Below are 22,328 nucleotides of genomic sequence, written 5' to 3' on the forward strand. Positions count from 1 at the left end.
TTGCACATGTTCCTGACAGGAGTTGATCAGTACCATGCTTGAAAAGGCTGCGCTGCTCTTCAGCCCGGCTGGTGCAGTTCCCTGTAGAGTGAAATCATCTCGTCAATGGGTTCCAGTGCCCTGGGCATCAGCCCGTTGGCCCAGGCCAGAAACATGCCGAAATTGATCACCGGAATCCCCTGCGCCTCAAATTGTCGCATGCGGTAGAGGATGGCTTTGCGGGAGAGCATACAGCCGCCGCAATGGAGAATGAGATCATAGGAGGCGAGGTCGTCGGGTAGCTTTCTGGTGTGACAGAATTCCACCTGGGAGCCGACCACCTGTCTGAATAACCGTGGAATTTTCACCGTGCCGAGATCATCGGCCTGCCGGTGATGGGAGCATGCCTCCATCACCAGTACCCTGCCGTTTTCCGAGAAATTCTCCAGCACTTTCAAACTCTTGATCAGCCATTTTGGGTCGGCTTTTTTTCTGGCAAAGAGCAGGGAAAATGAGGTGAGCGGCTGGTCCGGCGGCAGATCCGCCGCCACCTTGCTGAACGCCTGACTATCGGTGATGACCAGGGCCGGACGTATGCCGAGGTTGTTATAATAACTGCGCAACTCCCTCTCTTTTACCACCAGCGCCGCACAATCCCGGTCGAGCAGATCACGGATGGTTTCCACCTGGGGAAGTATCAGGCGTCCCCTGGGGGCGGCCAGATCGACAGGCGTGACCAGGAGTACAAGATCCCCTTCCTGTACCAGCCCCTGAACCGGAGTAAGTTCCTGTTCCAGGAGATGCTCCAGCGATTCCATTCTCCTGATCAGCTCCAGCCCGCTATCAAGGCTGTTGTTATTGACGGAAACAGAGTTCGCTCCTTGAAAGAACCTCTCTTTTTCCGGGTGGACGGCCTGATCTGCAAAAGTCATCACCCCCAGCCAGGGGCGGGTATTTGTCCTGAGCCAGTTGAGAAAATCCAGCTCCGCCTGCTCGGGCGGAAGGTTGGCGGGGGTGGCAAAAAGAATCAGGTCTGCCGTCTCCAGTCTCTCGCTGGTTTTACTTACCCGCAATTCCCCGAGATCCCCTTCATCGTCAAAACCTGCGGTATCGGTGACTGCGCACATGCCCAGTTTGCCGAGTTCTATCTTTCTGGTGACCGGGTCGGTGGTGGTGCCCGGCGTGGTGGAGATTATCGCTTCATCCTTCTGGAACAGGTTGTTCAGCAGGCTCGATTTTCCGGCATTTCGTACACCGGCTATTACAATACGGCACAGTTCCGCAAGGGGAGTGGTGGTCATTATCGAAAATCCTTTTTCATGGTGGTAAGTGTCACGGGGGAAGACCAGTTGTCGAGAAAGGCCCTGTCCAGTTCTGTGTGCGCCTCCAGCCAATCGGCCAGTTCCTGCACAGTCGAGATCCTCGCCGCTTTGATTTGCGGCAGCAGCTCTTTCAGTCCATGGTAGCCCAGCGCCGCTCTCAAGGTGTTAATGAGGGCGGGGCTTGAGGTGAGGTTTGCTTCAAGTCGTTCCCTGTCCGGCACCAGGGCCTCCATGAGCGGGCCTGAGGCGGTGGTGAGCGCTTTTTCGAGTCGGCTGGCAAGCCGTATCATCTGCTCGGCAAGAAAGGGCAGGTTGGCGTTAAGCTGAAGCTGACCCGACCTGGCGTAGAGGCCGATGAGGTCAGCGGTGGAGGAACACTCCATGGCGAGGCCGCGTATCAGTTCCAATAGAATCGGGTTGGCCTTGTCCGGCATAATCGTTGACCCGTAGGCAACTTCATGATGGCGGATTTCGCGGCAGAATGACGAGCTGTAGAGGATCAGGTCAGAGGCAATCTTGTACAGATTGTCGGCACAGAGCCCCATGCCGCGGGCGCATTCGGCCAGGTTGTCCACATGGGCCACCTGGTCGCAGAGATTCTGGCTGCGGCAGAGCGGTAGGCCGGTGAGCCGCTGCAGGTGGCGCTCGGCCGCAAAGACATAGGCTCTGGGGGCCGAAAAACCGGTACCGAGCGCGGTGCCGCCCAGGGGGATGGTACGCAAGCGCTCTTTCAGCTTGTGCAGGCGCCAGCGGTCGCGCTCGATTGGTCCTGCCCAGGCACCGAAAACCTGCCCCAGGGTGATGGGCAGGGCGTCCTGCATTTCCGTTCGGCCGCACATCAGCCACTGCTCGTAGAGTTGTTCCCGTTTTACCAGTTGTGCCTGCAGGTGGATGACCTGCTGTTCGATGCGCTCTAGGAAGCGGTAGCTCATCAGGATGACACTGGTGGGGAAAATGTCATTGGTCGATTGGAACCGGGCCAGATGCTCCAGCGGGTCGAGCCGTTCATGCGGCGACTGCCCTGCGCGACACTCTGCGGCCCGGTTGACATAGGAGGCCAGCACTTCGCAGATGTTCATATGCAGGCTGGTCCCCGCTCCGCCCTGGGCCAGGTCGAGGGGGAAATGTTCATTCAGCTCTCCGGAGATGACTTTTGCCGCCGCCTCCTGCAGCAATTCGAAGAGCTCTGCCGGATAGAGACTGCATGTCTCCTGCTGGGCCAGTATGGCGGCAAGTTTGACCTGAGCCAGCGCCTGGATCATCGGCCCGGGTGTCTGGCCGGGGCCGAGATAGCTGAGTGCTTTTGAGGTTTCCGGTCCGTATAAAGATTTCATAATACTGGTATCTCTGTTGTGGGGTAAAGGTTGCCCGGATCAGTCCGCGAACGGCTCAGATTTGCTGGTTACTTGAAGACCATGTCGGGGTGTCACCCCGGGTAAAGCTGAGTTTTTTGCCAAGAGTTGCGAGGGTGGGAACCAGACCCTGAACCGCACCTTCGATATCTGTTTCATCGAGGCAGATCTTGCCGGGATACAAAGCGTAATCTTTACGAAAATCCTTGGTGGTGATATTGGGCATCAGGACATTGGCACCAGCCGCAATCATCTGCTCACGACCATCCGCGGCAAGAGAGCCTGCGGAGGTGGTGGCGGGCAGGTGTGCCTGTGGCAAAGCCAGCCGGAGCAGGGCGGTTGCCCGAATGGTGGCTTCGAGTCCCTGCTGTCTGCTGCTGGCAAGTGGTGTCTGCTGGTGGGGAATAAAGGGGCCGACCCCGACCATGTCGAGTTCGAGTTCCTGGCTGAGCTGAATATTGTTCAACTCTGTTTCAGGCGTCTGGCCGGGAAGGCCGGTCATGAATCCGGAGCCTGTCTGCAGCCCGGCAGCCTGCACGGCTCGCACTGCATCGAGCCGTTCGGCGAGCGATTGCCCGTAATGCAGTCGCGCATATAACTCCGGGTCGGAGGTCTCAAAGCGGATAAGGTATCTGTCGGCACCGGCACTGGCCATAGAGCGGTACTCCGCCGGTGTGCGATTGCCGCAGCTGAGGGTGACGGCTGCGGCCGGTCCGGTAAACGCCTTGATGCGTTCCACAAGCCTGCAGATACGGTCGGTATGCCACTCCGGGTCTTCACCTCCCTGCAGAACAAACGTCGATAATTGCAACTCGCGGCCACGTGCCACCAAGGCCAGGATTTCCTCTTCTGCGAGGCGGTAGCGCCGAATGGCCTGGTTGCCGCGCCTGATTCCGCAGTAGAGACAGTTGCAGTTACAATGATTGGTGAATTCAATCAAGCCGCGAAGCAGTACGCTCTTGCCCATTGTTTGCTGACAGGTTGCAAAACCACGTTGAACCAACTCTTCGGTCGGGGTGGTAAAGAAATGATATCGTATCTGGTGCCGGCTTGCTCCGGGAGAATTGGGCTTCATGAATACATTTCCATCATGCTGAGAAATACCTGCTGAAAGAGGCTTATTCCCGATTTGTTATGATTTTTTGGTCAATCATGGCTGACTGTTGAACAATTGCCCCCCCCGGTCGAGCGGGAATGAAAGACGAAAGTCTTTGGTCTTACCAGTATTCCAATATTCCTTTTTTGTCGACAGGATTAAGCGCTTATCGCAACTTTGTTTTGTGATAAGGGGATCAACTTCAAAAGGATTATTGTAAAAAAAACTAAACAGCGTGTAAAGTGTTTCCTCCTTTGTAAAAAAAGGTCTGCTGATGAGACCATAGCAGGGCTCGCAAAAGATTAATAGATGACGGGCAGCTGATTGATTTTGCAGAATTTACACCAACTACACATGCGAAGAGTCAGGCCGGAGGCATGAATAGCCTCATCGGTTGAATAGTATTACCGCGCTTCTTCCGCCACATTGTATTGGGCTGCTAAACTCAAGATTGGAAAGAACATGGCATGGCAGGCCTGAGCGAGCAGTTCCACAAAATAACTGAACAAAATTTTTGAGAGTTTTTTTGATAGGAGAGGTAGCTGATGGCAAAAGTGATTTTTGGGGCCTGGGATAACCGGGTCATTGACAACCGGGAAAAGAAAATCTTTGAGATTGAGGATTATCCCGAATTCACCAATTTTGATGAATTCAATCCGGGTAATCCCGTCAAGGCGTTTTTTGGTGGTCATGGTTTCTTTATTTTTGAAAAAAACGTCAACCTACTCGACGCGGCGTACCAGCATATGGGGCGGGTAACCGAAGAATCCTGCGGCAAGTGTACTCCATGCAGAGTTGGCACGCAGATCATTACCACCAGACTGAAGCGGCTGATTGATAACGGTTGTGGTAAAGACGGTCGGTTTAGCAAAACCGAAATTACCGAACGGATCGAAGAAATCCGCGAGATTGCCGAGCAGGTTCGCACCACCTCGTTGTGCGGACTGGGGCAGACCGCCACTGTGGCCTTGCTGGCGATGATCCGCTATTTCGAAGAGGAACTGATACGTGAAGCCGCCGAGGGGGTGTGTTCCCTGCCGCAGAAAGGTACGACCTATGTCTCTGCGCCATGTATCGAGGCATGTCCCTCAAGGGTCGATGTGCCCCGCTATATCGATTACGTCAAAGACGGCAAGTTTACCCATTCCCTGGGGGTTATTCTGCAGAAATACCCGATGGCCGCGACCTGCGGCAGGGTGTGTGTGCGGTTCTGTGAAATAGCTTGCCGCAGAACTCAGGTCGATGAAGCCGTGGGCATCAAGATCCTGAAACGTTTTGTCGCAGATCACGAAAAGGATCTTATCAACCAGTGGTTCGACTCCTACAAACCTGTGGAGACGAAAGACCCTGAACTGAAAATTGGCGTAATCGGTGCTGGTCCAGCAGGTATTTCCGCCGCATATCACCTGCTGCTCAGAGGCTACAAAGTCGATATTTTCGAGGCCAAGTCTGTGCCGGGCGGCATGGCCTACACCGGGATTCCCGAATATCGCTTGCCGAAGAGTGTATTGAGTAAAGAGGTATCGATTATCGAGAGCCTCGGTGGCCGGATATTCTATGACCAGAAAATGGGCCGTGATTTTACCATGAGTGACCTGATGTCACGGGGCTATAAGAGTGTATTCCTTGCTGTTGGCGCTCATAAAGGCAAACAGATCGGGGTGAGCGGCGAAGATGTGAACCTTGAAGGCTACGATTTCGGTGTTGATTTTCTACTTCGTCTCAACCGCGACCATATAGATCAGGGATTGCCGTTGAAGATGGGCAAAAAGGTTGTGGTGGTCGGGGGTGGAAACGTGGCCATGGACTGTGCCAGATCCTCACTCCGCCTGGGCGTTGAAGAGGTTCACCTGGTGTATCGCAGGAGCCGGGCGGAAATGCCGGCCGACCATGAAGAGGTGGAAGCTGCGGAAAAAGAGGGTGTCCAATTCCATTATCTGACTAATCCCGTGCAGATCTTCAGTGAAGACGGCAAGGTATGTGGCATGGAGCTTATCAGGATGGAGCTTGGCGAACCGGATGAGAGTGGCAGACGAGGTGTCTCCCCTGTTGCCGGCTCTGAATTTACCCTTGATGTGGATCAGGTAATTCCGGCAATAGGACAGGCTGTGGAGCTTGGTTTCGTAACACCGGAAGAGGATCATATCGAATTCAGCCGCTGGGGCACCATCAAGTGCAATGATGACACCCTCATGACCAGCCGCAAAGGTGTTTTCGGCGGTGGTGATGCGGTCACCGGACCAGCGACCCTTGTTCAGGCCATGGCCCAGGGAGAGCGGGGCGCCAGGAGCATGGCAGACTATTTGACGTTTGGCCGGGTTCATTTCGATCCGATGAGGCGCATGAGCCAGTTGGTGGCGGACGTTCAACCGATGATCTCCACAGGAATCAATATCCCGGTCAAGCATGAGTACCGGGTGAAACTGAGAGAGCTGGACCCGGAAGTTCGCAAGCGCCTTTTTGAAGAGGTTGAAAAGCCTATCTCCGTCGAGGAGGCATACCGGGAAGCGGATCGCTGTATGCGTTGTTACCGGGTTTATTCGGTTATTACAGAGCAATAATGGAGGCCCGGACGAAAATGAAAGCATTCATCAACAGTAAGGAAATCGAGTTCAGGGAAAACGACACCGTATTGGCTGCGGCCAAATCTCACGGTTTTTTTATCCCTTCACTGTGTGAGTTGGCAGACATCTGCCACGCTCCCGGCACCTGCAGGGTCTGCCTGGTGCAGATTCAGCGGCCAGGCAGCGAAATCACCCAGATTGTTACCTCCTGTAATACGCCACTGGAAGAGGGTATGCGGGTGCTGACCAGGACACCGGAACTCCGCAGGATGCAGCGCCTTCAGGTGGAGTTGCTGCTGGCGGATCACAATCAGGACTGCGCGTCCTGTATCCGGCATGGCAATTGCGAGCTTCAGGATGTTGCCCAGTTCGTCGGTCTTGAACTTACCCGGTACAGATACCCCCACTTCTTCAAGCAGAGAACCCAGGACAAGTCGTCAAGCTGTGTTGTCCGGGATATGAGCAAATGTATCCGTTGTTTCAGGTGTCTCAGCGTTTGCCGCGAGATTCAGGGTGTTGACGCGCTGGTCATCAGCAAGAAGGGGCTGGAGACCGAGATAGGGGTGCGCGACAGTCTGCCCCTCAACGCGTCGGACTGTGTCGGTTGCGGACAGTGCACCCTGGTGTGTCCTGTAGGAGCGTTGGCGGAGAAAAACGATATCGAGCAGGTAATAGACTATCTGTATGACCCAGAAATTGTCACGGTATTTCAGGTCGCACCGGCCGTTCGTACCGCCCTTGGCGAAGATTTCGGCTTTGCGGCGGGCGAGAATGTGCAGGGGCAGCTGGTGGGCGCGTTGCAGAAGCTGGGTGCTGACATCATTCAGGATACCAATTTCACCGCTGATCTGGTGATAATGGAAGAGGGCAGTGAGCTGCTGCAGCGGGTGCAGAATGGCGGCACAATGCCGATGTTTACCTCCTGCTGCCCCGGCTGGGTGAACTTTGCGGAGAAGAATCACCCCGAGCTGCTGCCGAACATTTCTTCCGCCAGGTCTTCCCAGCAATGTTTCGGCGTGCTGGCCAAAACCTACATGGCGGAGCAGATGGAAAAAGATCCGGCGAAAATGCGGGTAATATCCATTATGCCCTGTACCGCCAAAAAGGGAGAAGCACAACGGGCTGAATTCAAGGGCGAATATGGGCGAGATGTGGATGTGGTCCTGACCACCAGAGAGTTCAGTCTGCTGCTGAAGAGGGAAGGGATTCATCTGCGGGACGTGACCCCGTCTGAGTTTGACGCCCCGTTGATGTCGTCCTACAGTGGAGCTGCCGCCATTTTTGGTACCACCGGCGGGGTGATGGAGGCCGCGGTGCGCACCGTCTATTATGTGTTGAATCAGCAGGAGTTACCGCAGATTGTCTTCACTCCGTTGCGTGGTATGGAAAACATCCGCGTGGCGACGGTGCAGGTTACGCCGGACCGGGAGCTTACCCTGGCGGTTGCACATAGTTTGAAGGCTGCAGAAACACTGGTTCAGTCGATACAATCCGGAGAGTTGCACTGCGATTTCGTGGAGATCATGGCCTGTCCCGGCGGCTGTATGTGCGGAGGCGGCCAGCCGAGAACCAAGCATTCCTATAACGCCTCAGGGTTGGCCCGACGCAAAGGCTTGTTTGCCATTGACGAGAAAGCGACAGTGCGACAGTCACACAAAAACCAGATGGTGCAATATCTCTATGAACAGTTTATGGGGGAACCGCTTAGCGAAAAATCCCATCACCTGCTGCATACCACCTACAGCGACCGAAAGCTGCAGGGTACGCAGACAATGACCATGGAAGATATCTGGCAGGAGGTGGAAGAGCGCATCTGATGCGCGTTCTGAAAGGCTCGTCTTATGACCATTCCCAACATTTCTTGGGAATGGTCATCTCTGCGGCAATGTTGAATTTCATAATTCCGCCTGGTGGATAGACTCTATTTCGAAAACCACAATGCCTATCCCGCTCATCCCGTCTATCTGGCCTGTTCGAACCTGACTCCACTGATTTTGTATCGTTTCCTGAGCGAGTTTGAGATTCGGTCGATTGCCATGGTCAACAGGGCGGTAACAACTATGATCAGGGCTGCAACATCCAGATGATCATTGCTTATGGCGTTATCCACATAGTAGCCCAGAGTTGTTACCCCAAGTATGCCCAGGATGGCCGATTCCCGCATAATGATCTCCCAACGGTAAAAGAGAAAAGCCAGAAACTGACCGTAGCATCTCGGCAGAACTTCATAGCAGAATCTATCAATCCTTGATATCGGTCCATCGAATGGAATCTCCATCTGGTTACTATTTCGAGCTGTAAGGTACGACAGAATTGCGCCGTTATGCAGAAAGAGGGCAACTATCGCCGGCAGCATGGATGGTCCCCATAAGGTGAGGAAGATGTAGGCGATTATATATTCCGGTGTCGTTCTGCAAACGATGAGCAGGGTATGCATGAACCACGTGGTTCTTCGTCTATAGAAGGCTGTGCTTGCAAAAGGAAAGCTCAAGAGTGCGAACAGGCCGGTGCATACCAGAGCGATCTGTGTGAGTACCAGGGTGTTCCATGCACCTGGCAGAACCTGTGTTTTTAGCACATGCACCGCCCACTGGAATGTTTCGGCTATGGGGAAGGTTATTGCCAGAGTTCCCGCATAATACCCATCCGCCTTCATTGGCCATGGCAGGATGTCATAGGTGAAGAAACGAATAATGTTCTGGCTGGAAAACGTCATGTCCCATGAGGTGTACCAGCAGGCAGCGACTATCAGCACAAAAATGAATCTGGCTCTGGCCCAAAGGTGGATGGAGGCGATCAGCAGGTAAAAGATGTACAGCAGGGCGGTTGCCTGGCTGTATAACCCTTCCCGAAAGGCTGTCTCGAGATGGTAGCCAAGGGTAGGCAAACCAATAAAACCAAGTATGGCACTTGACCGCAGGGCACACTCGAATCTGTACGAGGTGTAATTTTTCAGATCCCGGTAGATGACCGGCAGGGTCGCGAATAAGAAACTGCTCAGGCGTGAGCTATCCGGTGGCAGCGCCTCGTACGGTTGCCGGTCCGATTCCTGTCGTATTTCTGCATAGACTTTGGCAAAAATCCCTGAGTAGGGAATGGCGATGGCCAGAATGCCGCATAGGCTGTTCAAGCCGACAAGCGGCATAAAGATGAAGGCCCAAAACAGTTCATGTATTGAGCGTATAAAAGAGCAGAACAGCCGCACGATCATGAGCTCGTATACCAGGGACAGCAGGGAACCCAGTACTACCGCGATGCTGATGCCAAGCAAGGCAAAACTGATAGTGTTGAGTATTGCCGAGCCGAAATCTGGTAGAGAGAGGAGATCAGTGGTGAGCAGGCCAAGGCCGATCTTACCAAGCTCCCCCCATGGGTCGAGGGTGGTAATGGAGATATCCGCAGCAACCAGTGCCAGCAGCGCGATAAAAATAAACGACAGGCTGATTCGCGCCATTATTAACTGTACAGCTCAGCCAGTTGTCTGTCGGTGAGTTGGCTTACAGTCATATCGAACAGGATGGAGCTGTCTTTAATCCCAATCACACGCTGAAAATAGCGTTTGGCGATCTCCACCGAATGCAGGGTTGTAATGACCGTTTTTCCTGAGCCGGCAATGGCGGCCATGATTTCTTCCCGCTGAAGTTCGTCGAGTGATGAGACCGGTTCATCGGCCATAAGGATGGGACAGTTTCTATACAGTGCCCGGCCGATACCGACACGCTGCTGCTGGCCGCCTGAGAGTTCACCTACCCTCGCGAACAGCTTTTCTTCCAGACCAAGTTTACGGGCTATCGGTTCAATGGCCGCTTTGTATTTCGTGGCAGGGAAGATCAGGTTGCAGATATTGTCCAGTACCGGGTGCTGATCTAGTTTTCCCATGTAAATGTTATGAAAAACAGATAACTGCGGTACCAATGCCTTGTGCTGATGGATAAAGGCGCACAGCCGGGGCTGGGTCAGATATAGTCGTTTCAGGAGCGTGGTTTTGCCAGCACCGCTTCTGCCTATTACGGCAACTTTCTCCCCTTCGTTAATAGCAAGAGTGATATTTTTAAGCGCCACGACATCACCATAGCTGATATCTTCGCCTTGCAGCTCAATGAGCGTCTGGTGAGGTGTTGAAGGGGAGCGGAACGAATCCATAAAAGCGGTCATGAAAAACTCTATGAAGTTGTGTTACCTGGTCCTGTCGAGGACCAGGCTTTCCAGGTTTTTTAGCGGAAGATGCCAATTTCTTTGCCGGTTTCGAGTATTGGTTGATACATCCCGTTATCGGCAGGGATGAAGCTTTTGCGGGGAAAGGCATCAAGCAGTTCCTGATCGGTGATTTCCACCAGCGCTTTCTGGATCTTTTCTATTGTTCCGGCCCCGTAGATGGAATCCACATCACCGCGCACGGTCCAGTTATAGTCGGGGTATTCAGGGGTCTTCCAGATAACGGAAACCTTGCTGCTATCAATAGTGCCCGCCTCAAGCTCTCTCTCCCAGACTTTATAATTCACAGCCCCTAGTTGATAACTGCCGGACTGAACAAGGGCTATGGTCTTGGAGTGGTCACCGCTGAAGCCAACTTTGCTGAAGAGAGCGTCAGGGGCCTGGTTGAACTCTTTACGGAGATAATACTCGGGCATCAGCCTGCCGGAGGTGGAGCCTTTGGAACCGAAAGTGAAGGTCATTCCAGAAATTTCTTTAGGGAGCTTATCCCCACCGTTCAATCCAGTTGAGCTATGAGCGATGAAGTACGAGACGAAATGCTCGTCTTCTTCACCCTGGGCAATAGCCTTGGAGCCGGGTACAGCGAGCCGTGCCTGTACTCCCGAAAGCCCGCCAAACCAGGCCATCTGCACTTCATTGTTTTTAAAAGCCTGCACCGAAGATGAATAGGATTTGACCGGTACATAGGTAACGGTAAAGCCGAGTTGATCGCTCAAATATTGAGCTACCTTGCCAAAACGCTGTTCAAGACGGGTTGTATCCTGATCGGGGATGGCAGTGAACTTGAATTCTTTGGTGTTTTGGTTCGCATTGACCAGAGACGCTGTCACCAACGTGAGCGCTATAGTGGTGATGAGGGGTGCAAAAAATCTATAACCTGCCATGAGTTCTCCTGATTAAATTAACGACAATTACTGGCGACATGATCAGCCAAAAGCTTCTAAGAGTGGAAAATACTATGGTCGTAAAAGCGGAGAGGGTCAAATTGTTACATCTGATAGACGGGAATTTAAAAATCGGAAAAAACTATAAAGATAATTTAAGAAGCGAATGGCAAAAACGGGGGAAGTTTGAGCATAAGCTTCTTGAATATGCTAATTAACTGATTTTGCTGGACACAGCCTGGCTTTGTGCTTGTGTACGAAAGAGGAGATGAACTTGACGTGGTATTTCAAGGCTGGTGTTTGTAGCATATTCTCTTGGCAAAAATTTTACAGATTCAGCTCATAGGCGATATGGTCGAGCCATTCTCCGTTCACGCATTCGGCATTGGCGAGAGTCTCTTGTTCATGCTAACCAAGGCCCTCAGGTGTGGCACGGCTTTTGACATTTTCTACGATACAATTGATGCCGCTGATTTTTTAATCATAATACTCTTTGCCGAGTTGTATAAGCTTTGTCACGGATCTACTCACTATGCCAAGGCGGGTGAACTCTTCTGGGCTTAAACGGCAGCATAATGAGGGTACAGAAGAGGTATTGGATAAATACAATCTGTTCAACAGAGACAAACTCAGCAGTGTATTGAGTGGCTGCGGTGGCCAGGATGACCTCATGGCCATGGCAAGCGCCAGGAAGGCAGCGAGAAGTAAATGAGGAGTCGATTGCTGCATACAGGGATCTATCCCAGGCCAAAAGTGTGGAGAATGTAGCAGAATACGGAATGAATATTTACTACGAAATCTTTTAGGTATCAGCCAGATTGTAGACTTTGCCCGAATCTTACTTTATGGCAGCTGCTCTGGCAGGGGACTCCTTCTTCGCAAAAATCCAGGGAAAGGTCACTGAAAGACATGGACGGATGAAGAAAATAGTAGTGTTGTGGCAGTCTCCAGCTCGCCTCTCTTGACCGGTCGTCAGCGCTTGGCATATACTAAAATTACTCAAAATCGATATGGGACAGAGCCTGAACCTTCATGAGAACTTACATATCCTGGGATGATTCCTGCTCGACAGAGGTTCACCTCGTAATGAACAATTGGTCAGACGGTGTTTACCCAGAAAGATATCTGAACCATAAATCCGGATCAGCATCCCAGAGCGCTTGGGAATATAGCAAGATCGAAAGAACCGCCGCCTTGCAACTATCTGAGTCAATAGAAGTCTTTGGCAAGTTTGGCCACCTGCATCGGGACGGTCGAGCCAGGCGGTGGGGCGGGTGTTATAAATGAGAGAGCTATAGAACTCTTGGAAGCAGCGATCAGCTCAACACAAGTCAATTGAAGAGGAGGTGCAATGAAAATGAATAACAATATGAAAGGAATTGCGTGTTTGACTCTTTGTTCGTTATTTATCTGTTTTGGAACGAGTGCTGCAAAGCCTGACAATCCAAAACTGTCGCCGACAGAGGAGCTTGGTCGTTTTCTGTATTTTGACACTAATCTTTCTGAGCCAGCTGGCCAGTCATGTGCAAGTTGCCATGATCCTGACTTTGGCTTTGTGGATCCTGATTCCAACCTTCCTGTTTCCGAAGGTGTTATACCCGGCTTGTTTGGCGGAAGGAATTCTCCGAGCTCAGCCTATGCCATGTATGCACCAATGCTTTATTTTGACGAGGTTGAAGGGTTATGGATAGGCGGCCAGTTCTGGGATGCAAGGGCTACGGGTGAGGTGCTTGGTGATCCATTAGCGGATCAAGCCTTAGGACCGTTTTTAAATCCTGTTGAAATGGCTAACCCTTCAAAAAAGCATGTTATAGATGATATAAAGATATCTGAATATGCATCACTTTTTGAAGAAGTGTGGGGAGAAGGCAGCTTGGATGACGTTGAAGCAGCTTATGATCAGGTAGCTCTTTCTATTGCGGCCTTTGAACGTACGGCACTCTTTGCCCCCTTTAGCTCGAAATACGATGCTTATTTACAGTCTTGCCTCAAAAAGGGTGGAGCTAAAGACGAGTGCGCAATGGGGATTGGCCCCCAGGCGGCAAATGCTGCCGCGAAAATATTTACAACACAAGAGTGGGATGGGTTACAGCTCTTCATGGGTGATAATAACAATGACGGGATCCTGACCGAGGGGGAAGGAGCTATGTGCGCCGCCTGTCATATTGCAGAGTGGACTGACCCTATACTGCATCCAGAAACTGGCGAAATAAATGTCGTAATTCCGACATGGTCTCCAGACGGTACAGTACCTCCAGTATTCACTGATTTTACTTATGATAATCTGGGAGTGGCGAAGAACACGGAGTATCCTTTACCTCAGACAGGCCCGCCTGATTCAGGACTGGGGCCCATTGTCCATGATCCTAAAGAGAACGGAAAGTTCAAGGTGATGACCCTTCGCAATATAGAATTGACCGGGCCATATGCACACAACGGCCTGTTTAAAAGTTTGAAAGAGATAACCCATTTTTACAATACCCGTGGATTGCAGCCAGATGCCTCGGGAGAGTTTGGTAGCCCGGAATTTCCTGCCACAATGAACACTACAGAGCTTGGCAACCTTGGGTTGAGTGATGCTGATGAAAATGCCCTTGTCGAGTTTATGAAAACACTTACCGATGGTTATAAATAATACGTGGTAATAATTGAGCATGGGCAGAATCGGATTATCGGTTCTGCCTCTTCTTTTTTTAAGTTCCGGTTAACGTATTAGAATCAGGACGTGAGTAAGCTTGAGATTTTCTACTTAACTTGCTACTGAATTACCCTTTGATAAGGCTTGCATGTAAAATATTTGCAGTATGTTGAGCTTTTCAGCTTGGCAATGGCATGAAAGTATTCATCCAGTTTCTGATCCTCTATTTCCTATCCCTCAAATTCTGCACCGGCAACCGTGAGGAGTTTTTTACCTCCCGGAGCGAGATACTTGTCTGGATTGACCTTACCCCGGGCAGTTTGCGCAGCACGGTCCGCAAAAACAGTTCATAGGAGGCCAGATCTCTCGCTACTACCTGCAGCAGGTAATCTGTTTCACCGGTAACGTTGTAGCAAGAGAGGATCTCTGGGATTTTCTGGATTTTCTCTTCAAACAGAACCGGCGCCTCATCTGTGGGGTCAGCAAAGCTTATCTGCACCAGCGCCATAACCCCAAAGCCGAGAAGTTCACGGTTCAGGTTGGCTTGGTAATTCACAATTATGCCTGCCTCTTCAAGACGCTTTCGACGTCTCCAGCATGGCGCTTCACTGAGTGACAACTTCTCCGCTACTTTGGTGTTGGATATCCTACCGTCCTGTTGGACTAGTTCAAGCAACGATAGATCTGTCTCATCTAAATTGATATCTGAATTATTCTTTCTCAAAAAACACCTCCTTTTGCTATTTCTTGCTCGATGATAGTCGATGTCGGCATGAGATAGCAAAAATATTTCGAGTTATCTGCTGTATAATTGTTGAAAATTCAGATGAAAGAAAAGAAGGGATGCTCATGATCGAACTCACTCTGTTACCACTTTATTTAGGCGCCTTGATTGTGGCGTATGTGACTCCTGGGCCTGACATGGCGCTTGTTCTGGCCGTTTCTGCCAGTAGAGGCAAGATGGCTGGTTTCCGCACCGTTAAAGGATTTGCCGTTGGCCGGGCAATTCATGTACTTGGCTCGGGTGCAGGGCTTGCCGTACTGTTTACCAGTTATCCCGGCCTGCAAATGGTGGTTCGTATACTTGGTGCTGTCTATCTGCTGAATTGGGCCTGGAAAATTGCCCGGGCTCCTGTGGGACTTCGACAACCGGACTCGCCAGATTTCAGGCATGGCTCAGATATGTGGCGCGGCTTTCTAACCAGTCTGCTTAATCCCAAGGCGGTTTTGTTCTGCAGTATGCTGCTTCCCCAATTTGTTTCCCCTGCAACTGGTTCACTTTTTACACAGTTTATGGTGCTGGGACTACTCTTAGTCATTGTCGGATTCATATTTGATTGCAGCTACGTCGTGTTATCGGATTGGCTTACAAGGACTTTAAGCCGCAATATCTCTGACGGATCGCAGACAGGGCAATTGGTAGAAAGATGCCGTAATTATCTGATGGTGACTGTATTGGGAGGAGTTGCACTGCTTTTGTTGAAAGCCTGAGATGATTGCGTGGTGGTTTATATGCACATCCCTGAAGATGCCGGTCTGGTCAATGTGGATCTCAAATTGATTATGAAGCAATGGGCTGAAAATGGAGTGGAGCGGTGAAGTGGGGTTGAGCTGGAATCGCCCGCGTACTATAAAGATCAGTGTTTGTTAAACATACTTTTCAGACACAGACCTTACAGATTCAGCTCATAGACGATATGGTCGAGCCATCGTCCGTTCACGCATTCGGCATTGGCGAGAGTCTCTTTTTCATGAAAACCAAGACGTTCAGGTATGGCACGGCTTTTGATATTTTCTACGGCACAACTGATGCGGCAGGTCTTTAAATCATAATACTCTTTGCCGAGTTGTATAATTTCAGTCACAGATTTACTCATTATGCCAAGGCCGGTGAACTCTTCTGCCAGCCAGTAACCAATAACAGCGGTTCCGGTCTGGCTGTCGATGGATTTAAAGGCTACAGTTCCTCCAATCCGCTCATGCACGAAAAGAAGAGTGTATAAGGCTTCACCCCGAGCAAACTTCATTAACTCAGCTGAGATAAAGGTTTTGGTGTCAGCGGGGCTCTGAGTTTCGTCGAGCCACGGCAACCATTGGCCAAGATGGTCCCGGTTCCTGTCTATGAGCCGATAGAGCTCGTCACCATATTGGGGGATTGCCAGGCACATTCGCAAGGTGTCGCCATTAATTTTCCGTGAAAACATCGATACTATCTCTTTTGAATTATAGTTTTGCCGTGTTTTGTTCAAGCGATGTAGTCCGGTTTCTGTTGAGCCGGCTAAGATACGGGATATTGCCTTTTGCCTGCATCGGTTCCCTTCAGTATTTCAAACTCGTATTCGAGTAATCTGTTAAAGTTGGTGGTTGATGATTGTTCCTGTGAACGTAATATAATCACGTCCGGTTACGATTATTTCAGCTTGTCGTTAGTATTGTGTACCTGTTTTCAAGTTGTGGCAGCTATTCGATCACGGACTGTGATTGCGGTAACAAAGCCATAAATAACAACACAGAGCGACACCCCTTGCTGTGCAGCGAGAATATACTTGGCGTTTACGAGCATTAAGGCGGCCATGCTGCTATTCATAAGCATGAAAAAGATCCAGCCGGTGAGCTTGTTTTTAGCGAGCAGGTAACTCCCCAACAGAAACCCGGTGGCGGCAATTATTTCAAGGAACTGGGAGAGCGAGGTGAGCCCACCGTAGTCGTAAATGCTATAACAGGTACCAAAAATTAAGAAAAAATAGGTGGAAAAGGCTGCGAACCGATCAAAGAGAACCGGGGCATTCCGGCATTTACTCCAGACACAATACAGCCCGAGAAACATGGCGGGCACCCCACCCAGTTCAAGGGAGGCTGCGATCCAGTTCTGTTTTGCCAGCAGAATAATGATCCAGGCGGGAACTCCAAGGAGGTAGACCGACCAGCCGATAATTTTGAGTTGCCGCTTACGAGCCGGGTCTTTGCCTTCGGCGAGGGCAAAAAAGACTTTATTCGAGAGGTAAAATAGCCCTCCCCACATTTGCAAAGCAAAATCCATGGAATCCTCTGGGAGTGTCTGGGACTGTGGGTGAATGATGCGAGTATACTTCGGAATGACGACTGAATTTTCATTACTACTCTACATGGCCAAGCAAACTCAATAGAAAATATTGATATAATAAGCACTCGACAGGTTGGCGTATTTGTAATTTAAGCCCCTGGTAGATACGGCACCACGGCGGAAAACAGGCTATTGTGTTGGAGATGATGCACAGCAGCAGGAGTTGTTCATAACCTTGAAATAACATTGCGTGTCGGTGAGATGACGGATATTGAGAGATTTTTGAGCCGCTTGCGAAGGGTTAAAAACAGTGACCGGGTATATAACCCCTATCGCAAAAAGGATCTGCTCAACAATTTGCGGATTTATCTGAATAGCATAATGGACTATTCGGTTGAACGAGTTTTGCTGGTTGGGGAGGCGCCAGGTTATAAAGGATGCAGAATTACGGGTATTCCGTTTACCTCCAGTGAGCAGATCATCAACTCTGCCCACCCATTTTTTTTAGCAATCAGGTCTGAACTGGTATTTGAAAAACTTGAGTCGGAAAACAGCGCCACAATTGTCTGGGACTTCCTGCAGAGCAGGGAAACAGTTCCGCTTTGCTGGAATTCCTTTCCTTTTCACCCGTTCAAGGCGGGCGACCCAAATTCCAACCGCGCTCCAAGCAGGGAAGAGTTAACGATTGGTCTGGAATATCTTCAAGAGTTGATTACTCTTTTCAAGCCAGACAGAGTCGCGGGCATCGGCCGCAAGGGTGAGGGGGCGATACGAACTTTATCGCCAGAAGATGACCTTTTCTATATTCGGCATCCATCCCATGGCGGCAAAAATGATTTCATCCGTGGTATGGAGAGGCTGATTCCAAATTAATGACTGTGACGTTCTGCCACACCTTGTGGACTCCATTCTGAAGGGGCAGAGTCGGGCAGGTTCCGGGCAAAATCCTTATAGGTTTGATATTTGTGCAGGCAATCGATCACACTCTTTACAGGCTCTGCAAATATGCCGGGCAAATCTGCTTCGCCTTCGGAAATTATTGAGAAGGCAAGTTTCTCTCCAGGAGGGCAAAAATCAGCTGTAACACCCTCTTTATTCCCTCTGGGGTCTATCCTGTACCAGCCAAAATCATCAAGATATACAGCTACCAATCCGTGGATACAGAATGGTGGCACGTCTCCCTCGATGGTAAGACGCTGGTAGCAGAGCCCGGCCGGGATCGAGTTTGCCCTGAGCAGGGCTACCAGCAGATGGCTCTTGGCATAGCACCACCCGTGGGATGACCGTAGCACCTCAGAGGCTTTACATGTGGTAGGGCTAAGTTGCCAATCGCCTGAATGTTTGATCTCATCCCGCACAAAGAGATAACATCCATGGGCGATATCCCGGTTGCTGGAGTAACAGGAGGCAAGTCGAGCGGCCTTGCTCTTGATTTCCGGATGTTGCCAGTCAATATATTCACTGGCAGCAAGGAACGGCTGTAGATCAGTTATCGCCGTGTGTGTCATTGAAAGTTTTCTTTTAAGAGGATGCCTTTGGCCAGTTGAGTCGTTGCTTCAACAGGATAACCGTTTTCTTTTATCAGATTGTTTATGGCATCTATCCTGTCCCGAGGATGCGGGTGCGAGGCGAGAAGGTATTTAAGATGACTGGTTTTGTTGGAATTTTCTTTGGCTAGTCGGTCGAAAAAAACGGTTGCGCCGCCCACATGACCATAATGATTGGCCAGTTGTTCAAGGGCAAAGCCGTCGGCGGCGCTTTCCTGATCCTGGGTGTAGTTGGCCTGGAAGCTGAGCAGGGTTTTTGCCACCAGATCGGCGGCGCCGCTGTCATTGCCGAAGAGCAGGGCGGAGCCTACAGCCAGACCGAGTCCGCGTCCCAGGCCGCGAAGATGGTCACGATGTGCAAAGTGCCCAAGCTCGTGATAGAGCACCATAGCCAATTCGTTTTCAGATTCCACGCGGTCGACAAGCCCTCGATAAACAGCGATTTTGCCGCCGGGAATGGCAAAGGCGTTGACGATATCGCTGTCGACCAGATCAATAGTGAATTCATATTCCCGTAACGGTGAATCTTCGGGCAAGGTGGTGAGCAAGTCATCGAACCTTCGTTGCAGAGCGGGATTAGCCTCGCCTTTCATATCGAAGGACAGATGTGTACCAAGCCAGTTCTCAATTTTGGGTGAAGTACGGGACACGGCCAGGTCGGTGAGGAGGCCGAGGGTAAGGAAGACAATCCCCACCACAAGCAGCAGCCCGCCGGCCAGCCAGAAAAACTCAACCAGCGGGTGGGTTTTGGAAACGTTGACGTTTTCTTCTATTTCTTTTGGCGTGAATTTCATTGCTTGATTAACGAAACGGCAGTGCCATAGGCGACCGCCTCAACGCTGCCAACCTGTCGTTTTTTATTGGCACTCTGCCCGATGGCTGATGTCTCAAGGCGCAAGTTGATAATGATATCGGCGCCCTTTTCTTTCGCCTTTTCTTTCATGCGCAGGATTGCTTCTCTACGTGCCCGATCGATAAGGGACTCGTATGATTTGACATTACCCCCGAATATATTACGCAGGATGGCCAGAAGTCTTTTGAAGTAGTCGATTGAGACCACAACCGATCCCGTTACCAACGTACTCTTTTCAGCTTCCCCTATAATATAACTTTCCCTGCCGGTTACCACAGGCAGATGTGCGAATTCTTTTTCACGTTTGGTGATAGATGTGTAGTGGCGTCTCTCGGCCCAACTTCCCACACCGTAACCGAGGCACAGCAGAATGAAGAAAAGTACCAAATCAGCATGTTGTAACAGGATTTCCATACATGCACCATGTAGTTCAACGATTTATAAATGTGATTACTCGACGCGTACAGCAGTGCCGTAAACAAAGAGTTCTGCGGCTCCCTGGGCTACTGATGAAGTGGCGAAGCGAATGTTGACCACAGCGTTGGCACCCATCTGGCGGGCTTGCTCACCCATGCGATGCGTAGCTTCTTCACGCGAATCCTGAAGCAGCTCGGTATAGCCTTTCAGTTCGCCGCCGACAATGTTTTTCAGGCTGGCCATAAGGTCGCGGCCCAGATGTTTTGCTCTTACCGTAGAGCCCTGCACGATACCGAAATGCTCGACAATCCTCCTGCCGGGAATGGTTTCGACGTTGGTGTAAATCATGAGATTCTCCGGAGTAAAGTGTTGTGAAATTGATATGTTATGGGGCAAATTTTGATTTGAGGAACTGTTATCTTTAGCACTGTGGATAGAAGGTGTCAATTTGAAAATCTGCCAGGGTTTTTTATAGGTTTTTGGAGGGGTAAGCTAAATTTTGTGCGAAGGGAGTGAGGATTGATTCTGAGCTCTTAGTGGTAATCAGCGTCCCACCTGGCTCGCCTTGTTAAATTGGATGGTTATCAGAATTGTTATGAAAAGAGAGAAGTACAACGTTGTTATTCAGAAGAATTTATTAGTTGCGTATATTTTATGAACCAGGCTTTCATCAATTGTATCAAAGTCGTCTTCATAATAGTCCCTGGCCCATTTTATATACTCTTCCGGGGTAACCGGGATTTCATCCAACAGCCATTTCGAGCCATCATTTATGCCATTAGCGAAGATGACAGGGCCTTGCTGCCAGGACTGGTCAGCTTCAGTTTTCCAGAAGCAGAAGGTTACATCCTGGTAGGTTGGATCTGCTTTTTTGAGTTGCTGAAAGAGAGTATCGGGAAGGTTATCATAGATGCCGGGCCAGATAGCATGATCGTCTCTTGCATAAGGGTTTACCTGGGACTCGTGGTCGAAACCTTTTATAACTGCTGAGTTACCTGCGAAAACGACTACAAAATTATCGCCGGAACCGTTGTCGTAAAAACCAACAGCAGTATCATTTCCCTCATTTTCACTGAAGGCGAAGCATCTCAGCCATTCTTCGTCGGAAAGGATTTCATCAAGTTCGGCCGATGATTGTAAAGCTACCTTAATATCTTTGATGCTGAGACTTTTTATCTTCAAATCGATTTTTGATGTATAGATGACTGCTCACTTGCTGGTATGTGGGGAAGAGTGAATAGCTCTGTTTAAAATTCAATTTTGCCCCCAGTTACTTACCAAATAACCTGGTCAAAAAGCTTTTGTGCATGGTGGGGTGTGTTAAAACAGTGAATTGTCCGTTGGAAATATGCGGGCATTCTTCATCATGCCTGAAGTCTACGAATACTTGAGCTACCTTGAGCGGAACTTCGAAAAGATAATCGACCACGGCAGAATCGCCCCCCTCTGCCTGTTGCAATTTCTCCATTTCGAGCTTTATTGCCGTGAAACACTCCGGTATCTCTCCGGCAGTATAGATCCCCATCGGGCCATTTTCGCCTTGATGGGAGATCAGCCATTTACGCTCACCTCCCGACCAGAATTGGGCTGAGCTGGCCATTACATGCTCTTCGATAAGACAGAGATAAACATCGTGGTCATGGGAGATATCAGCCAATATTTTTTCAGTGATTAACGGGCTATTGTATCGATTGCACCAGATAACCTGCCAGCCAGTATCAAGTTGTGCCATTGATACTGCGGACTCGGGAAATTCTTCTGTTTTGCCTGTTGGTGATAATTCGAAGGTCTCCAGTATCTTTTGCTCATTTGCTGTGCGAACTGCACACCATGTTATAGAAAATCCCATTTATTATTCATCTCCTTAAGGACGGTTGTCAATGGCAGACACCGAAGGATTTTGACAATGTGAGTTGGCGCGACGTTTCGTAAACAGAATCGCCTTATCCAGCAGCAAGTTTTAAGGGCCCATTACGAAACCCTTTCGAGTATCGGCTATTTATTTGGTTGCTCATCCGGACAGCTTCATTTCATGGGATAATTAACATTGGAGGCCCCTTTATTCAACTTGGATCAGTCTCTAACTCTTTAATGTGTAGTGGTTTGTTTTGGCTAAAAAAATTATGCGTTAGGCCTTGACTGTCCTTCATCCTTTACACACAGACTGATCTTTATCCAGGGGATGCCTGGGCAGGGGATAGTGTTTGGGGGTGGAACAACTTCTGGAAACTATCAGATTACCTTATTTACGGGGATAAGCTATTCGGAAGGAGCCCGTACCTGAACCGGCAACTCTGATACTTTTTGCTTCCGGTTTGGCAGCACTAGCAGCATATAGAAAAGCTAAAAAGTAATCTGCAGTTTTACCAGTCTTACTGCGAGGCTATGAATTATGGTCTCGCTTTTTTTGTAGAGACG

Annotated in this window: 22 protein-coding genes; 7 read left to right on the top strand and 15 right to left on the bottom strand. The window is 50.2% G+C overall.

Annotated features, from left to right (window positions below):
• Window positions 1-59: 59 nt before the first annotated feature.
• The 3 genes from hydF to hydE are packed head-to-tail and all read right to left on the bottom strand — an operon-like array spanning window position 60 to window position 3,728.
• Window positions 60-1,280 (bottom strand): [FeFe] hydrogenase H-cluster maturation GTPase HydF, encoded by a 1,221-nt coding sequence (hydF, locus tag FCL45_RS07675; protein ID WP_136797350.1) that lies wholly within the window; start codon window positions 1,278-1,280, stop codon window positions 60-62.
• Complete coding sequence (locus tag FCL45_RS07680) at window positions 1,280-2,635, bottom strand: lyase family protein (protein ID WP_136797349.1); 1,356 nt, start codon at window positions 2,633-2,635, stop codon at window positions 1,280-1,282. Before FCL45_RS07680 ends, hydF begins: the two co-directional genes overlap by 1 nt.
• 55 nt (window positions 2,636-2,690) lie before the next feature.
• Entirely contained in the window at window positions 2,691-3,728 is a 1,038-nt protein-coding gene (gene hydE / locus FCL45_RS07685; protein WP_136797347.1) for a [FeFe] hydrogenase H-cluster radical SAM maturase HydE, read from the bottom strand.
• 566 nt (window positions 3,729-4,294) lie between these two features.
• Here hydE and FCL45_RS07690 point away from each other — a divergent pair.
• Both FCL45_RS07690 and FCL45_RS07695 read left to right on the top strand, forming a co-directional pair.
• Window positions 4,295-6,310 carry an FAD-dependent oxidoreductase gene (locus FCL45_RS07690; protein WP_136797346.1) on the top strand — a complete coding sequence of 672 codons (2,016 nt, stop codon included), beginning with the start codon at window positions 4,295-4,297 and terminating at the stop codon, window positions 6,308-6,310.
• Between the two features lie 17 nt (window positions 6,311-6,327).
• Window positions 6,328-8,130, top strand: coding sequence for a 2Fe-2S iron-sulfur cluster binding domain-containing protein (locus FCL45_RS07695; RefSeq protein ID WP_136797344.1), 1,803 nt, complete (start codon window positions 6,328-6,330; stop codon window positions 8,128-8,130).
• Window positions 8,131-8,273: 143 nt separating this feature from the next.
• On the opposite strand, the gene FCL45_RS07700 is transcribed toward FCL45_RS07695, so the two are convergent.
• Genes FCL45_RS07700 through FCL45_RS07710 form a run of 3 tightly spaced genes read right to left on the bottom strand, consistent with a single transcriptional unit; the run spans window position 8,274 to window position 11,412 of the window.
• A complete protein-coding gene (locus tag FCL45_RS07700; RefSeq protein WP_136797342.1) occupies window positions 8,274-9,767 on the bottom strand; it encodes a PhnE/PtxC family ABC transporter permease in 1,494 nt (497 codons plus the stop codon).
• A gap of 2 nt (window positions 9,768-9,769) precedes the next feature.
• Entirely contained in the window at window positions 9,770-10,468 is a 699-nt protein-coding gene (locus FCL45_RS07705) for a phosphonate ABC transporter ATP-binding protein (protein WP_136797340.1), read from the bottom strand.
• A gap of 59 nt (window positions 10,469-10,527) precedes the next feature.
• Window positions 10,528-11,412, bottom strand: coding sequence for a putative selenate ABC transporter substrate-binding protein (locus FCL45_RS07710; protein WP_136797339.1), 885 nt, complete (start codon window positions 11,410-11,412; stop codon window positions 10,528-10,530).
• A gap of 315 nt (window positions 11,413-11,727) precedes the next feature.
• Here FCL45_RS07710 and FCL45_RS07715 point away from each other — a divergent pair, with 315 nt between their 5' ends.
• Both FCL45_RS07715 and FCL45_RS07720 read left to right on the top strand, forming a co-directional pair.
• Window positions 11,728-11,976 (top strand): hypothetical protein, encoded by a 249-nt coding sequence (locus FCL45_RS07715; protein ID WP_153305548.1) that lies wholly within the window; start codon window positions 11,728-11,730, stop codon window positions 11,974-11,976.
• A gap of 787 nt (window positions 11,977-12,763) precedes the next feature.
• Window positions 12,764-14,047 (top strand): cytochrome-c peroxidase, encoded by a 1,284-nt coding sequence (locus FCL45_RS07720; protein WP_136797335.1) that lies wholly within the window; start codon window positions 12,764-12,766, stop codon window positions 14,045-14,047.
• Between the two features lie 226 nt (window positions 14,048-14,273).
• On the opposite strand, the gene FCL45_RS07725 is transcribed toward FCL45_RS07720, so the two are convergent.
• Window positions 14,274-14,774 (bottom strand): Lrp/AsnC family transcriptional regulator, encoded by a 501-nt coding sequence (locus tag FCL45_RS07725; protein ID WP_136797333.1) that lies wholly within the window; start codon window positions 14,772-14,774, stop codon window positions 14,274-14,276.
• A gap of 125 nt (window positions 14,775-14,899) precedes the next feature.
• On the opposite strand from FCL45_RS07725, the gene FCL45_RS07730 reads away from it, so the two are divergent.
• Window positions 14,900-15,541 carry a LysE family translocator gene (locus FCL45_RS07730; RefSeq protein WP_167495757.1) on the top strand — a complete coding sequence of 214 codons (642 nt, stop codon included), beginning with the start codon at window positions 14,900-14,902 and terminating at the stop codon, window positions 15,539-15,541.
• A 182-nt stretch (window positions 15,542-15,723) separates the two neighbouring features.
• Here FCL45_RS07730 and FCL45_RS07735 read toward each other — a convergent pair whose 3' ends face one another.
• A complete protein-coding gene (locus tag FCL45_RS07735; RefSeq protein ID WP_217907689.1) occupies window positions 15,724-16,254 on the bottom strand; it encodes a GNAT family N-acetyltransferase in 531 nt (176 codons plus the stop codon).
• Between the two features lie 242 nt (window positions 16,255-16,496).
• A complete protein-coding gene (locus FCL45_RS07740) occupies window positions 16,497-17,090 on the bottom strand; it encodes a nicotinamide mononucleotide transporter (RefSeq protein ID WP_136797330.1) in 594 nt (197 codons plus the stop codon).
• 285 nt (window positions 17,091-17,375) lie between these two features.
• Between FCL45_RS07740 and FCL45_RS07745 the strand changes: the two genes are divergently transcribed.
• Complete coding sequence (locus FCL45_RS07745; protein WP_167495756.1) at window positions 17,376-17,966, top strand: uracil-DNA glycosylase; 591 nt, start codon at window positions 17,376-17,378, stop codon at window positions 17,964-17,966.
• Here FCL45_RS07745 and FCL45_RS07750 read toward each other — a convergent pair.
• The 6 genes from FCL45_RS07750 to FCL45_RS07775 all read right to left on the bottom strand — a co-directional run bounded on the left by FCL45_RS07750 (window position 17,963) and on the right by FCL45_RS07775 (window position 21,759).
• A complete protein-coding gene (locus FCL45_RS07750) occupies window positions 17,963-18,601 on the bottom strand; it encodes a transglutaminase-like domain-containing protein (protein ID WP_136797326.1) in 639 nt (212 codons plus the stop codon). The two genes, FCL45_RS07745 and FCL45_RS07750, sit on opposite strands and share 4 nt — an antisense overlap.
• A complete protein-coding gene (locus FCL45_RS07755; protein WP_136797324.1) occupies window positions 18,598-19,434 on the bottom strand; it encodes a M48 family metallopeptidase in 837 nt (278 codons plus the stop codon). Before FCL45_RS07755 ends, FCL45_RS07750 begins: the two co-directional genes overlap by 4 nt.
• On the bottom strand, window positions 19,431-19,907 hold the full coding sequence (locus FCL45_RS07760; protein WP_136797322.1) for a YbjQ family protein: 477 nt from the start codon (window positions 19,905-19,907) through the stop codon (window positions 19,431-19,433). Before FCL45_RS07760 ends, FCL45_RS07755 begins: the two co-directional genes overlap by 4 nt.
• Before the next feature lie 36 nt (window positions 19,908-19,943).
• Window positions 19,944-20,258, bottom strand: coding sequence for a YbjQ family protein (locus FCL45_RS07765; protein ID WP_136797320.1), 315 nt, complete (start codon window positions 20,256-20,258; stop codon window positions 19,944-19,946).
• 276 nt (window positions 20,259-20,534) lie between these two features.
• A complete protein-coding gene (locus FCL45_RS07770) occupies window positions 20,535-21,092 on the bottom strand; it encodes a hypothetical protein (protein ID WP_136797318.1) in 558 nt (185 codons plus the stop codon).
• Window positions 21,093-21,180: 88 nt separating this feature from the next.
• The gene (locus FCL45_RS07775) at window positions 21,181-21,759 is read right to left on the bottom strand and encodes a hypothetical protein (protein WP_136797317.1); all 579 of its coding nucleotides are present in this window, start codon (window positions 21,757-21,759) and stop codon (window positions 21,181-21,183) included.
• Between the two features lie 412 nt (window positions 21,760-22,171).
• Here FCL45_RS07775 and FCL45_RS25235 point away from each other — a divergent pair, with 412 nt between their 5' ends.
• Window positions 22,172-22,264 (top strand): PEP-CTERM sorting domain-containing protein, encoded by a 93-nt coding sequence (locus tag FCL45_RS25235; protein ID WP_136797450.1) that lies wholly within the window; start codon window positions 22,172-22,174, stop codon window positions 22,262-22,264.
• Window positions 22,265-22,328: the final 64 nt, after the last annotated feature.

It is taken from the genome of Desulfosediminicola ganghwensis (genome assembly GCF_005116675.2).
Classification (GTDB): domain Bacteria; phylum Desulfobacterota; class Desulfobulbia; order Desulfobulbales; family Desulfocapsaceae; genus Desulfopila; species Desulfopila ganghwensis.

Excerpts from the sequence above, each read along its gene's own strand:
- FCL45_RS07680 (WP_136797349.1), bottom strand. The coding sequence starts at position 2,635 with ATGAAATCTTTATACGGACCGGAAACCTCAAAAGCACTCAGCTATCTC.
- FCL45_RS07760 (WP_136797322.1), bottom strand. The coding sequence starts at position 19,907 with ATGGAAATCCTGTTACAACATGCTGATTTGGTACTTTTCTTCATTCTG.
- hydF (WP_136797350.1), bottom strand. The coding sequence starts at position 1,280 with ATGACCACCACTCCCCTTGCGGAACTGTGCCGTATTGTAATAGCCGGT.
- FCL45_RS07775 (WP_136797317.1), bottom strand. The coding sequence starts at position 21,759 with ATGGGATTTTCTATAACATGGTGTGCAGTTCGCACAGCAAATGAGCAA.
- FCL45_RS07740 (WP_136797330.1), bottom strand. The coding sequence starts at position 17,090 with ATGGATTTTGCTTTGCAAATGTGGGGAGGGCTATTTTACCTCTCGAAT.
- hydE (WP_136797347.1), bottom strand. The coding sequence starts at position 3,728 with ATGAAGCCCAATTCTCCCGGAGCAAGCCGGCACCAGATACGATATCAT.
- FCL45_RS07755 (WP_136797324.1), bottom strand. The coding sequence starts at position 19,434 with ATGAAATTCACGCCAAAAGAAATAGAAGAAAACGTCAACGTTTCCAAA.
- FCL45_RS07695 (WP_136797344.1), top strand. The coding sequence starts at position 6,328 with ATGAAAGCATTCATCAACAGTAAGGAAATCGAGTTCAGGGAAAACGAC.
- FCL45_RS07750 (WP_136797326.1), bottom strand. The coding sequence starts at position 18,601 with ATGACACACACGGCGATAACTGATCTACAGCCGTTCCTTGCTGCCAGT.
- FCL45_RS07730 (WP_167495757.1), top strand. The coding sequence starts at position 14,900 with ATGATCGAACTCACTCTGTTACCACTTTATTTAGGCGCCTTGATTGTG.
- FCL45_RS07720 (WP_136797335.1), top strand. The coding sequence starts at position 12,764 with ATGAAAATGAATAACAATATGAAAGGAATTGCGTGTTTGACTCTTTGT.
- FCL45_RS07705 (WP_136797340.1), bottom strand. The coding sequence starts at position 10,468 with ATGACCGCTTTTATGGATTCGTTCCGCTCCCCTTCAACACCTCACCAG.
- FCL45_RS07690 (WP_136797346.1), top strand. The coding sequence starts at position 4,295 with ATGGCAAAAGTGATTTTTGGGGCCTGGGATAACCGGGTCATTGACAAC.
- FCL45_RS07735 (WP_217907689.1), bottom strand. The coding sequence starts at position 16,254 with ATGTTTTCACGGAAAATTAATGGCGACACCTTGCGAATGTGCCTGGCA.
- FCL45_RS07765 (WP_136797320.1), bottom strand. The coding sequence starts at position 20,258 with ATGATTTACACCAACGTCGAAACCATTCCCGGCAGGAGGATTGTCGAG.
- FCL45_RS07710 (WP_136797339.1), bottom strand. The coding sequence starts at position 11,412 with ATGGCAGGTTATAGATTTTTTGCACCCCTCATCACCACTATAGCGCTC.
- FCL45_RS07700 (WP_136797342.1), bottom strand. The coding sequence starts at position 9,767 with ATGGCGCGAATCAGCCTGTCGTTTATTTTTATCGCGCTGCTGGCACTG.